The sequence below is a fragment of the Latilactobacillus parafuchuensis genome (genome assembly GCF_055271665.1).
The window spans coordinates 1443209-1456462 of the sequence record NZ_CM143875.1; the positions used below are offsets into that span (position 1 = coordinate 1443209).

General features: G+C 41.5%; 10 protein-coding genes. 7 read left to right on the top strand and 3 right to left on the bottom strand.

Features of this window, described 5'->3' with window-relative positions; translation table 11 throughout:
- Positions 1-67: 67 nt before the first annotated feature.
- The 4 genes from ACVPPQ_RS07070 (at position 68) to ACVPPQ_RS07085 (ending at position 8513) form a co-directional block, all read left to right on the top strand.
- Positions 68-2719 carry a PRD domain-containing protein gene (locus ACVPPQ_RS07070; RefSeq protein ID WP_463493606.1) on the top strand — a complete coding sequence of 884 codons (2652 nt, stop codon included), beginning with the start codon at positions 68-70 and terminating at the stop codon, positions 2717-2719.
- A gap of 307 nt (positions 2720-3026) precedes the next feature.
- Positions 3027-5510, top strand: a complete 2484-nt coding sequence (locus tag ACVPPQ_RS07075) for a vitamin B12-dependent ribonucleotide reductase (RefSeq protein WP_463493608.1) — start codon at positions 3027-3029, stop codon at positions 5508-5510.
- Between the two features lie 842 nt (positions 5511-6352).
- Positions 6353-7645 (top strand): PTS transporter subunit EIIC, encoded by a 1293-nt coding sequence (locus ACVPPQ_RS07080; RefSeq protein WP_463493610.1) that lies wholly within the window; start codon positions 6353-6355, stop codon positions 7643-7645.
- On the top strand, positions 7629-8513 hold the full coding sequence (locus ACVPPQ_RS07085) for an alpha/beta hydrolase (RefSeq protein ID WP_463493611.1): 885 nt from the start codon (positions 7629-7631) through the stop codon (positions 8511-8513). The genes ACVPPQ_RS07080 and ACVPPQ_RS07085 overlap by 17 nt, the downstream gene beginning before the upstream one ends.
- Positions 8514-8972: 459 nt before the next feature.
- Here the strand turns inward: ACVPPQ_RS07085 and ACVPPQ_RS07090 are convergent, their stop codons facing one another.
- Entirely contained in the window at positions 8973-9884 is a 912-nt protein-coding gene (locus tag ACVPPQ_RS07090) for an SPFH domain-containing protein (RefSeq protein WP_463493613.1), read from the bottom strand.
- A gap of 26 nt (positions 9885-9910) precedes the next feature.
- Positions 9911-10105 carry a hypothetical protein gene (locus ACVPPQ_RS07095; RefSeq protein WP_463493615.1) on the bottom strand — a complete coding sequence of 65 codons (195 nt, stop codon included), beginning with the start codon at positions 10103-10105 and terminating at the stop codon, positions 9911-9913.
- A 236-nt stretch (positions 10106-10341) separates the two neighbouring features.
- Here ACVPPQ_RS07095 and ACVPPQ_RS07100 point away from each other — a divergent pair, with 236 nt between their 5' ends.
- A complete protein-coding gene (locus ACVPPQ_RS07100) occupies positions 10342-11013 on the top strand; it encodes a GH25 family lysozyme (RefSeq protein ID WP_233210640.1) in 672 nt (223 codons plus the stop codon).
- Positions 11013-11408 (top strand): YxeA family protein, encoded by a 396-nt coding sequence (locus ACVPPQ_RS07105; protein ID WP_254680053.1) that lies wholly within the window; start codon positions 11013-11015, stop codon positions 11406-11408. Before ACVPPQ_RS07100 ends, ACVPPQ_RS07105 begins: the two co-directional genes overlap by 1 nt.
- Positions 11409-11742: 334 nt before the next feature.
- Here the strand turns inward: ACVPPQ_RS07105 and ACVPPQ_RS07110 are convergent, their stop codons facing one another.
- Positions 11743-12087, bottom strand: coding sequence for a DUF4828 domain-containing protein (locus ACVPPQ_RS07110; protein ID WP_254680054.1), 345 nt, complete (start codon positions 12085-12087; stop codon positions 11743-11745).
- Positions 12088-12254: 167 nt separating this feature from the next.
- On the opposite strand from ACVPPQ_RS07110, the gene ACVPPQ_RS07115 reads away from it, so the two are divergent.
- A complete protein-coding gene (locus ACVPPQ_RS07115) occupies positions 12255-13247 on the top strand; it encodes a Gfo/Idh/MocA family protein (protein ID WP_463493618.1) in 993 nt (330 codons plus the stop codon).
- Positions 13248-13254 lie beyond the last annotated feature (7 nt).

Below are 13254 nucleotides of genomic sequence, written 5' to 3' on the forward strand. Positions count from 1 at the left end.
ACATGAAACAAAGTAAGGCCATGGCCTTACTTTGTTTTGCGTTACAATAAAAGGAGGGGGTTAATCTATGTCAAATAAAAAGAAAGTGTTTGATTATATCCAATCACAAGCGCTTAGTAATGGTGAAACGGTTGCTAAAGAATATACAACAGAAGATATTGCCAATGCGTTAGCGATGCAACGCACAAATGTCAGCAGCATTTTAAATGCGTTGGTTAAAGATAAACGCATTTCAAAAACGAAAACGCGCCCCGTTAAATATGTGTATTATGATTATACGAAACGTAGCAGTAAAGAAATGTCATGTTTTAATCAACTTGTGGGACATGCCGTAAGCCTTAAAAATGAAGTTAATCTGGCTAAAGCAGCTATTTTATACCCCCAACATAGTCTGCCGTCTTTGATTGTTGGGGCTAATGGGTCGGGTAAAAGTTATTTTTCAGCACTGATGTATGATTTTGCAATCGAAAATGACGTTATTAAACAGGATGCCCCCTATATTAAAGTTAATTGTCGAAATTATGATAATAAAGATGAACTGGATGAACGTCTATTTGGCGAAAATACGAATAGTGAAAGTGCGGTGACCCAAGCGAAAAACGGGGTTCTATTTATCGACCATATTGATCATCTGCCCTCGAAATCTAAAGATCGATTTTATGAGATGCTGTCAAATGAATCAGAGAAACTATCTGATATTATCGTGATTTGTGCAACTAATGATTCAATTGGGAAGAGCCAATTAGAAATGATAGCGTCGCGTTTTGCGATTAGAATTAATCTAGCATCATTAGCGAAATGGGCTTTGGAAGATCGTTTAGCTGTCATTCAACGCTTTTTGAAAAATGAAGCCACAAAAGTGAAAAAGACGATTAAATTAAATGCAGAAGTTTTACGCTGCCTTTTATTATATAAGTGTGATAATAATATTAAACAACTGAAGACGGATATTAAGCTAGGTTGTGCGAATGCATTTGTTAGAGAATTTGAAGGAGATACACCGGATTTATACGTTTATTTAAATGATTTTCCGGCCTATATTCGCAAAGGCTTTTTATTTTATAAAGAACGGCGTGATGAAGTTGAAAAGTTGATTCCACACGACTATTCTTATACCTTTACAGAAGAAAATATGACAAAAACGCGGACAACAAGTACCCCTAATGGTGAAGAATTCTCCATCTACGGTCGATTGGAAGAAAAAATTAGATTACTCCGAATGCAAGGTGTTTCTAACGAAGCCATTAATGCGATTCTAAACGCGGATCTAAAAAAAGATTTACAGGCGGTTAACCAAAGTTTAGCGGACAGTCCAGTCAATATCGAATCAATTAGTAAAGTGGTGGATGCGCGGATTGTAAAAAGCGTCAATGCTTTTCTAATTGGTGCGTCAGAAAAATTGGGCCGTGTCTTCCCAACATCGGTGTATTATGGTTTGTGTCTGCATATTGCTACCAGTCTTAAAAATAAACACAAACCGTATCCGTTTGTAGATAACAACGTGGAAGGCTTTATTGATCGGGCGAGTATTGAATACGGTCTTAGCGAAGACCTAGTTACCGTTATTAATCACGAGATGGATGTAAGCCTGTCAAGTGATGAGGCTTTATTTATAGCAATGTTTATTTCGGAAGAATATTCACAGTCGAATGATACTCAAAAGCCGGTCGTTTTAGTGGCAACGCATGGGGAAGGCACGGCTACAGCTACTGTTAATATGGTGAATACATTAGTGGATGTTAAAAATACGTTTTCCTATGACCTGGCCTTGGACAAAGATATGCATAGCGCTTTTGAAGAATTAAAAATGTTAGTTAGGGAAATTGATCAGGGCCAAGGCATTCTCATGCTTTACGATATGGGATCGCTTAAGAAGTTAGCCGAGTCAATTGCGCTTGAAACGGGCATTAGAATTAAGACTGTACAAATTCCAGGCGCGTTGATTGTACTTGATGTGGCACATAAAGCTACCAGTGTTTCAACTTTAGATGAATTATATTCGGATGTGTTAGATAGTTATCAAGGCAGTTATGATTTATTGCGTTCTGATTATCATAAATCGCAAAATACCAAAGTGATTATTACATTATGTATGAGTGGTCATGGTGGGGCCTTGCAAATTAAAAATTATTTAGAAGAGAATATCAAAATGAACGATATTAGTGTTGTACCGCTCGCAACGAGTGATCGTACCAATTTAATTAGTAAGGTGAATCATTTAAAAAAGGCGCACGATATTCTCTATGTCATCGGGACCTATAACCCTGAGTTGCACGGGATTCCTTATATTTCAATTTCCAAATTATTTGAAACGCCAAAGGACAAACTAAGTTTATTGATTGCTACTGAAGAAATCGAGGCACCAGATGTTGTTGATTATGCGTTAATTTATGATTATTTATCAGAACAATTGATAGGGCTGGATATTGAAGCTCTTAAGGCCGTCTTGCCACCGGCGGTAAAAAAGATTAAACAATTAACTGGTGGACTGTCTCAAGATCAGGAATTAGGGTTATTTATTCATATTGCGTGTAATATTCAAAGAATAAGAAACCACGATTTGATTCCTAATAATATTCATTTGACGGCAATTCTGAATAAACATAAGAGACTCTATAATGATCTTGTTGATATTATGGCACCAACAGAACAAATATTTCATATTTCTTTTAGCGAAGACGACTATGCTAATGTTATTGCGATTTTAAAGAAGTTATAACTGGTCAGCCCAATAGGATTGATTGAGGACTAAAGCGCGCTACTTGCGCTTTTTTATTTTCTCAAAAAATCGCGGCAATCCGTCCAATCCGTCAAATAAATATAACGTTAGCACACAATCAGTTTCGGTAGGTTAAATTGTCGCCAACTGATTGTGCTTCTCAGTTAAGATTTGTGGTAGTCTTATTTTTGAAGAGAAATGTCAACGCTAAAATTATGCGATAATTGGTTGAAAATATCTGTATAGGGTAGTAGAATTTATTAAAGACACAATATGTTGTGTCTTTTTTATTTGGAGGCTACTAACGATGACAATTGAAGCAACAGTTAATATTGATAAATTGAACCAAGATATTCAACAATTTCCAGTGATCTTTCCGATTACGCCTGACATGCAGATGACGTTCGACGGGATTTCGCGGATGATTATGCTCGATCGCTATGCTTATAAAGATATTAGTGGCGAAACAATCACGGTTGGTGATTTAGTGGTGCTGACCACGAATCCGGATCCGACTTATCCAACTAAAGGGTTGGGGTTTGTGACCGCCATCGAAGGTGATCAATTGACGATTGAGGTCACACCAGATTATCGGAGCAGTTTAACGAATACTCAAGAAGCTACGACTGGCCTAGTGATGCGCGACCGGTTAGCGGTTGAAAAACCGTTAGAATTATTCTACGAACAAATTGCCAAACGGGTTTCAACCGAAATGGCGCGCCAAGAAACAAAACACCAAGAGCAGATGCAACAAACGTTCTACAAATTATTGTTAAATCAAGATTTAATCCCGGCTGGTCGAGTGTTATACGGTTCTGGCACACAGTCGCAAGCGACTTATTTTAATTGTTATGTGATGCCATTTATCGCGGATTCACGCGAAGGCTTAGCCAAACACCGACAAGAAGTCATGGAAATTATGAGTCGTGGTGGCGGAGTCGGGACGAACGGTTCAACATTGCGGCCGAAGGATACGATTGTCCGGGGCGTCAACGGTAAATCATCCGGCGCCGTATCGTGGTTAAATGATTTAGCCAATTTAACGCAACTAGTCCAACAAGGTGGCAGTCGGCGTGGTGCGCAAATGATTATGATGGCGGATTGGCATCCCGATATTTTTGAATTTATTTTATCAAAGATGCAAAATCCAGATGTTTTACGTAAAATTCAAGCGGAAAACACGAATCCAATCATCAAAGAATTGATTGATGAAAAATTAGTTTTCACGCCACTTGATCCAGCTGAAAAAGAATACACTGAATTTCTATTGGCTAAGAAAACTGATTTACCGGCGGAACAAATCCAACGACTCCAACAAAAGTTAACCTTAAATGGGACTTACGACGTGCGCGATAAGGACTTTTTATCTGGCGCTAATATTTCGGTCTGCATCACTAAAGAATTCATGGACGCGGTGATTAGCGATGGCGACTATCAATTACGCTTCCCTGATGTGGCCCATTACGATCAAGCCGAAATGCAGGTTTATGATACGCAATGGCAAGACTGTGGCGATGTGCGCGAATGGGTGGCTCAAGGCCACGCGGTGCATGTTTATCAAACCATTAAAGCCCGTCAATTGTGGGATTTGATCACGACTTGTGCGACCTATTCAGCAGAACCCGGGATTTTCTTCATCGATAATGCCAATGCGATGACCAATGCGACGGCTTACGGTCAAAAGGTGGTTGCGACTAATCCGTGTGGCGAACAGCCGCTAACACCCTATTCGGTCTGTAATTTAGCGTCAATCAATTTGGCCAACATGGTGAACAAGCAAACGCAAACCGTCGATTTCGAGAAATTAGCGCAAACCGTGAAGAATAGTGTGCGGTTCCAAGATAACGTGATTGATGCGACGCCGTATTTCTTCGATAAAAATGAAATTCAAGCCAAACATGAACGCCGGGTTGGTTTGGGTGTGATGGGCTTAGCAGATTTGTTGATTGATTGCGGTCAAAAGTACGGTTCTAGCCAAGGTAATCGATTAATTGATCAAGTTTTCGAAAAAATTGCGGTGACAGCTTACGAAACTTCAGTTGAATTGGCTAAAGAAAAAGGCAGTTTCCCATTCTTAGTCGGCAAGACTGAAGTCGAGACAAGCGCATTACGCCAACGCTTTATCGAAACCGGTTATATGCGGCAAATGCCAGAAACATTGAAAGCTGATATTTTAAAATATGGGATTCGAAATTCGCATCTCTTAACCGTCGCACCAACGGGGTCAACGGGCACGATGGTCGGTGTTTCAACTGGTCTTGAACCGTACTTCTCATTTTCGTATTTCAGAAGTGGACGGCTTGGTAAGTTTATCGAAGTTAACGCCCAGATTGTTGAAGATTATTTAGCCCAACATCCAGAAGCCGATGCGCAACATTTACCTGATTATTTTGTCTCGGCGATGTCCTTATCACCAGAAGCGCACGTCAGCGTGCAATGCACGATTCAACGCTGGGTCGATAGTTCGATTTCTAAAACAGTTAACGCACCACGCGGTTACCGGGTTGATCAAGTCTCCGATATCTATAAGGCGCTCTACTTCGGTGGGGCTAAAGGGGGCACAGTCTACGTCGATGGCAGTCGCGATTCACAAGTTCTAATTTTGAAAGACGACGATCAAGCAAAGGCGGATAAGCAAACGACGACAGCACCTGAATTGCCAGTCGTGGACGAAAATGATCCACTCGCAATCGGCAACCCGTGCCCAATCTGTAAAAAAGGCACCATCCAAGAAATAGGCGGCTGCAGCACCTGCACAAATTGCGGCATCCAACTAAAGTGCGGATTATAAAAAAATAAGCGCTGATTCGAACGGGTAGGCTTTGAGGATTAACCTAAGGATACGAATTATGGTCGGTTTTAACCATGATTTGAATCCTGTAGTTAACCGGAAAATGCTGTTCGAGAAGCGCGTTAAAGAAAAATAAGCGCTGACTGCACACGGTTAGGTTCTGAGCATTAGCCTAGTCTGGTGAATGAAGTCCGAGTTGTGGGCTTTGTTCACCAGACGTAGCTAAGCGGAAGAGCTTGTGTGTAGAAGCGCGTTAAAGAAAATAAGCGCTGATTCGAACGGGTAGGCTTTGAGGATTAACCTAAGGATACGAATTATGGTCGGTTTTAACCATGATTTGAAACCTGTAGTTAACCGGAAAAGGCTGTTCGAGAAGCACGTTAAAGAAAAATGAGCGCGACTGAGCTGTTCAGCTTCTGAGTATAGCCTAGCCTATCAAATTATGACCGGATTTTTGGTCATGATTTGATAGGCGTCGCTAGACGGAAGAAGCTAGCGCAGGATCGCGTTAAAGAAATGAGTGTGTTGAGTTGCGGTTAGCAACTGAGCATTAACAGAAAATCGCCGGTTATCTTGAACTTAAGATAATTGGCGATTTTAGGTTAAGCGGAAGTTGTTGCAACTCAAAAACACGTTAAGGAAATGAGTGCTAACTCGAGTTGGTCAGGCTTTTGAGTATTCGTTATGAAAAATAGCCAATTATCTTAGTATTAAAGATAATTGGCTATTTTTTGTTGAAGTGCAATTGTGATCGTCTTGAACGGTATTAATCAGTGCAAAATATGATGATTTCCGCTAGAATGAAGCCAAGGTATATCGAGGGTTAGGAAGTTGGGGAAAACATGGTTAATAATGATTGGTTAGTTCACTGGATATTGCGTTTGCGGCAACACGGTTTATACCAAGTTTTGCAAAAAAATTTAATGTTATTATTTCCGTTTGTGTTAGTCGGTAGTTTAAGTCAGGTGATTCAATTAACGGTGTTAAATCGCGATAGTTTTTTAGCGACCATTTTTAATTGGTCAACGTGGTTGGGCAAACACCAATTTTTGGCAATTATTTTTAACCATTTAACGGGACTCACGTTGGGGATTATCGCTGCACTGGCCGCATTCAGTATGGCGCGCTATACGGCCAAGTATTATGCACGAGATGAACAACTGGCGGGACTGACCGGCTTGTTAGCCTATTTAATGTTGGCGGTCCGCTACACGGCCAACAATGAATTGACGTTTACTCAAGGCATGTTGGGTATGGGTGGCCTGTTTATGGGGCTATTAGTCGGTTATTTAGTCGGTTTCGCGTTCAAAAAATTGGCCCATCAACAACGGCAAACACCGGTTTTAGCGGAGGCGACCTTGAGTCGGACGCTTGATTCAATTGGCGCGATTATTTTAGTATTAAGTATCGCTGTCTTATTGAGTTTATTGTTGAATTGGTTGGCGATTTCGGTGTTACCGGATCAAGTGATCTTAAAATTACAATCGGTGAATGCTAACCAAGCGACCTTGCCGTTTACGCTGGGTGTGACTCTGTTGGCAAGTGTTCTAACGTTCTTTGGTTTAACGAGCATGCCGACATTAGCGCAGTTCGGACGAGACGGGATTGCGACCAATGCTAATTTGAATTATGCCTTGGCACACCATTCAATTTGGAATGTGCCTTATCCGTTCTCACTAGGCACGCTTTATGAACCGTTTGGCGCCATTGGGGGCACCGGAGGCACGTTGGCATTGATCATTGCCATCTTCTTATTTAGCCGCCAAACTAATCAACATCTGATTAGCCGGTGGTCTTTATTGCCGGTCTTATTTAACTTTAATAGCACGGTGTTAGTCGGATTACCGATTTTAGGGAATGGTTTGTATCTCATTCCGTTTCTATTAGTGCCCTTAGTCAACATGGGCGTGGCGGCACTGGCGATTGCGTGCCACTTAATACCGGCAGTTGTGTATAACGTGCCGTTGGGGACGCCTAGCTTATTGCAGGCGTTTGTCGGTACTAATGGCAACTGGGGCGCACTGGCAGTCGTCTTGTTGAATATTGTGATTGGCGTGCTGATTTATCGGCCGTTTGTTCAATGCGCTAATCGGTTAAATGAACAAGGGGGTGGCCACGATGTCAAAAACGGTTAAAAAATGGAGTTTAATTTGTTTATTAGCGGGGGTAATCGGCGTAGGTGCGCTACTTTGGCCAGCTGCGAAATGGACGCATCAAAATGTGACCACGTTAGCCAAACGACATGATTCACGGATGTCCCCGGTGATTTTTATTCCGGGCAGTAGTGCGACTCAAAATCGGTTTGATCAGTTAGTGACCAAGCTCAATACCAAACGGGGTAATCGGCACAGTCTTTTGAAATTGACGGTGCATACCGATAATAAAATTAGTTATTCAGGCTCAATCCGCTCGGGTGATAATGAACCCTTCATCGTCGTGGGGTTTGAAAATAATAAAGATGGTTACAGCAATATTAAGAAACAAGCGAAGTGGTTTTCAATCGCCTTTAACGCACTCGCCAAACGATATCAGTTTAATAATTTTAAAGCGATTGGCCATTCCAACGGCGGGCTGATCTATACGGCATTTTTAGAGAATTATTTTGACCGCGATGATATTACGGTTAAGAAACTGATGACGATCGGCTCACCGTATAATTTTAGTGAAACGTCATTAGCGCACAAGTCACAAATGTTGACTGATTTTATTAAAAATCGTGAAAAGATACCAACCAACTTTGCGATGTATTCAATTGCGGGGACTGAAAATTACGAAAATGATGGGATTGTGCCCGCGCGCAGTGTGGAAGCCGGTAAATATATTTATCAAGGTCAGGCTAAGAGTTATACCGAAATTACGGTAACCGGTGATAATGCGCAACATTCAGATTTACCGCAAAATCAGCAGATTATTAGTCTGATTGAACAATACGTGTTGACTAAAACGACGAATCGCAATCAACCGCCACGAACTGGTACGCAGAACAATGAATCAACGGAATAGTGGCACAAAAAAGCAACGACGAATTTTTTTAATTCGTCGTTGCTTTTTTTAGCACTTAGATCATAGCGCACTTACTTTTCTTTAATGCGCTTCTCAGCTAACTTCTTCCGTCTAGCTACAAATCTGACATTATGACTAAAGACCCAGTCATAATGTCAGATTCTAGGCTATACTCAGAAGCTGAACAGCTGAGTCAGCGCTCATTTTCTTTAACGCGCTTCTCGAGTAGCCTTTTCCGGTTAACTACGACATGGGCATTATGAGTAAAAACCACTCATAACACCCATGTCTAGGTTAATCCTCAAAGCCTGATCAACTCGAGTCAGCGCTCATTTTCTTTTAACACGCTTCTACACACAGGTTCCTATGCTTAGCTACGTCTGGTAAACAAAGTCCATAAACCGGACTTTATTCACCAGACTAGGCTAATGCTCAGAACCTATTCGTGTGTCTCAGCGCTCATTTCGTTTGGTCTTTTAAGAGTTGGCCTATGGCTGGTAAAGTGCCTAGGCTGTCGATTGATTTGTTAGGTAAGACAATTGTGTTATTCTGGCCAGCTGCGACGTGTTCCATCGCTTCAATATTCTTGAATTGTAAATAAAGTTCACCGTTGTTGACCAAACTAGAATTGATCAAATTAATTTGATCCTTAACCGCTTCGGCAACGGTCCGTTGACTTTGGGCTTTCCCTTCGGCTTCCAAAATCTGTGTTTGTTTGTTGGCCTCGGCTTCAAGGATGTTAGCTTCCTTAACCCCTTCGGCTTTACGAATCGCAGCGGCTTTCAAACCTTCCGCTTCCATAATATTGGCTTCTTTTTCACGAGAAGCGCGGAGTAATTTGTTCATTGAATCTTGAATGTCATGCGCGACTTGGATTGAATCGATGTTGACCCGATCGACGTTTAAACCGTAACCGGCTGTCACTTCGCTCAGTTGTTCAAAGAGGGTGTGGTTAATCTGTTCGGTGCCGTTTAAGACATCGTTCAAATCCATGTTGCCAATAATCCCTCGGAGTTGTGCGCGGGTGTCTTGGACCATACTTAAAACGGAATCTTTATTTTTATAAACGTATGAGTTAACGTCGGTAATGTGGTATTTCAATGTTTCTGAAATCATGACGACAACGTTATCTTTGGTAATCACTTCTTGTTCAGCGACTTTCAGTGGAATCTGTTTCATGTTGACGATTTCTGTGATGTGGTACAAAAAGGGAATCACAATGTGAAAGCCGGGTTCCAACGTTTTAACGTAAACCCCAAGCCGTTCGAGAATCCCAACTTCCCCGGTGTGAATTAAAGCGAATGATGAAAATAGTGTGATGGCGACTAAGACTAAAACAACAATTAATAAGATGGTTAAGAAAATGCCCATGATAAAACCCCTTCTCTAAAGATAAATTAATAATCTAAAACAGCTTGGTGTGCTGTTACGATTAAGTATAGCGGTGTGACAGCCGTGACTTCAACCAAAAGGCCCGCTGAAGGTTCACCCGTGACTTGATAGTGGTATAACACGCCAAAAAAAGCGATTGTGCCAGTTGGTTTGTCATCTGGTAATGAGAATCGTTGGCCTAGTAACCGATCATCTAGCATATAACGCCTCCTTGACCATATTGTAGCTGATTCTAGTGAAAACGCAAACAAATAAAGCGGGCGACGAACAAAATTGTTAGGTTGCTTGTTGAAATCGAGTATCAATAGTAAACTGAAAGATATTACGATGAAAATGGTGAACAGTCATGGGACAAAGGTTCAAACCGATCTTTCAAGATAGTTTTCAAAAACATTATTGGCGCAAAATAGGCCTAATTGTTTGTCTGTTAACCATATTGGCAGGCGGGCTAAGTTGGTGGTTTTGGCAACGTACGGATCGCCCCAACGTTAATCAGTACCCAGTGTTAGGCTTGAAAGTCAGTCAGGAAGATGGTTATCAGGATTTTCAAAAGTTAAAAAAAGAAGACGTCCAATTCGTCTATTTAAAGGCGACCGAGGGTGCGAGTTACAAAGATGATTATTTTGATAGCAATTATAGTCGGGCGGTTGGTTCAGGGCTGCAAGTCGGCATCTATCATTATTTTAGTTTCGATAGCACCCCAGAACAGCAAGCAGCCCAGTTATTTAAATCGGTGGGCCAAGATAGCGGCAACTTACCAATCATGATTTATCTTGAATATTACGGTCAATATCAACAAAAAAAGCCGGCGACCAAGAAAACGCAAAAGGCGGTCGCTCAACTCATTGCGTTAATTAATCAACATTATCAAAAAGATTGTCTACTGGGTGGAACCCCAGCAATCGTTAACCGTTACCGGCCAGCTAAGGGGCAATATCCATTGTGGCAAACAACAAGTGCTGCCCCTAAAGCAACGCAAACCAGTGGCTTTTGGCAATACACGTTAGCCAGTCCGTTACCGCAACAAGATCGACAAGCAACTTATCAATTGGCGGTCTTTACGGGAACCAAAGCCCAATGGCGCCAAGTTCAGAAAGGAACCTTTTAATGAATCAATTGAATCGTTTATTTAGACGCAAAGGCTGGTGGTTATTAACCGCCATCGTCCTTTTTTTCATCGGTGGCAGTTGGGGCATCTACCAACAATATTATAGCGGTAAGATGTACTACACCCAGATTACGACGGTTGGTCAGAAAAAAGTTGAACAAGACGATCAAGGTGAAAACCACGTCAGCTATCAATATCAACAAAAGGCATACGACGACCAAGGCCGCCTAAAAAAAGTGGATTTCAACGGTGTCAAATCAACACCATTAAAGCATCAAGCTTACCTTCAATTAAGAGTCAATTCACTAAAAGGCGTCGTCTCATGGCAAAAAGTCGATCGAAATGAAGTCCCAAGAAAGGCGTTAAAAAAGCTGAGCGCTGACTCAGCCGATTAACTTCTGAGTATAGCCTAAAATCGAGCGTTGTGACTGGGCTTTAGTCATGACGATTGATTTGTAGCTAGACGGAAGAAGTTGGCTGAGAAGCGCGTTAAGAGAAAATAAGCGTGTTGGATTGCGTTTAGCAATTGAGCATTAACAGAAAATACCAGTTATCTTGGACTTAAGATAATTGGTATTTTAGGTTAAGCGGAAGTTGTTGCAATTCAAAAGCGCGTTAAGAGAAAATAAGCGCTGACTCGAATGGTTAGGCTTTGAGGATTAACTAGCATAACTAAAAAAATCCCAATCTCATTTTTTGAGATTGGGACTTTTAATTATGTATCCTTACTTATTCAATCGGATAATCAGTGTCTTCAGCTTCATCATAAATTGAAACGGGATGTTGATCTTCACAGGTAATTTTTAATTGGTAACCAAAATGGTCTAAAAAAATTAATTCATCTTCGGTCAATTGAATGACGTTACCGGAGAGCGGTTTATTATCAATTTGGACGAGGAGGTTAGGCGTAATCTTCAACGTGTGTGTCTTATGGGTTTGTTCGTCGTTAAAAGACCAATTACCGGCATAAAAACTTGCGACTTTACTGGCTTGAGCCGTTCGCACTTTTTGCTGATATTGGTGAATGGTCTGTTCAAAAAGTTCCTTTGGTTTTTTAAAACGAAAAATTCTCATAATCACACCTCAATATAGTTCTATTTTAGCACGAATGACTTTCTTTTTGTGGATATTGTTCTCGGACTTAAGGTTGATTTTTCAATAAAATATTTTGTAAACGTTTTGATGGGATTTCAGACCTATTTCCCGTATACTGAACTTACTTAAATGAGGAGTTGAATGTCATGCAAAAATTAGGCATTATTGGGACCAATTGGATTACGGGACAGTTCGTGGAAGCGGCCCGAACAGCTGAAGCGTTTGAATTAACCGCAGTCTATTCACGGACGGCGGCTAAAGCCCAACAATTTAGAACCGACTATGAAGCAGGTGCGGCACAAGATTATACCGACCTCGCCACTTTTTTCATCGCGGGTGATTTTGCGACCGTCTATATTGCGTCTCCCAACAGCTTGCATTTTGAACAAGCTAAACAGGCACTCGAAGCGGGCAAAAATGTGATTGTCGAAAAGCCAGCTTTCAGTAATCCGACTGAAATGGCGACGATTCAAGCGATGCTTAAAGATCGACCTGATCAATTTTTATTTGAAGCAGCGCGGCACGTGCATGAAGCCAATTTCAAAATTGCACAAACGGCGATTCAATCCTTGCCAACAATCAATGGTGCGACATTGGCCTACATGAAATATTCATCCCGTTATGATGCCGTTTTGGCTGGGGAAGAACCAAATATTTTCTCGCGTCATTTTTCAGGTGGGGCGTTGCAAGATTTAGGCGTCTATGTGGTTTACGATGCCGTCAGCTGGTTTGGCGCTCCTGAATCCGTTGATTATCAAGCTGAAATTTTGCCAACTGGGGTCGACGGTAAAGGCGTTGCGACCTTGCATTACGCTGATTTTGATGTCACGTTGATCTTCGGTAAGACGGTTGATTCTTATTTGAATTCCGAAATTTATAGCGGTCAAACGACGATTGTGTTGGATAATGCGGGCACGATTGGCACGGTCAGTCGTTACGAAAATGATGGCGCGCAAAAAACGGCTTTAGGCCAAGCGCCACTTGCCAATCCGATGGTGGCCGAAGCGACAATTTTTGCTGAGATTATTGCTAATCGCGACACAAAACGGTATCATGAACTATTACAACTCAGTCAAACAGTCAATCAGGTCGTCTACCAATTACGTCAATCTGCTGGCATTGTGTTTGATGCAGATTAACGGAGGC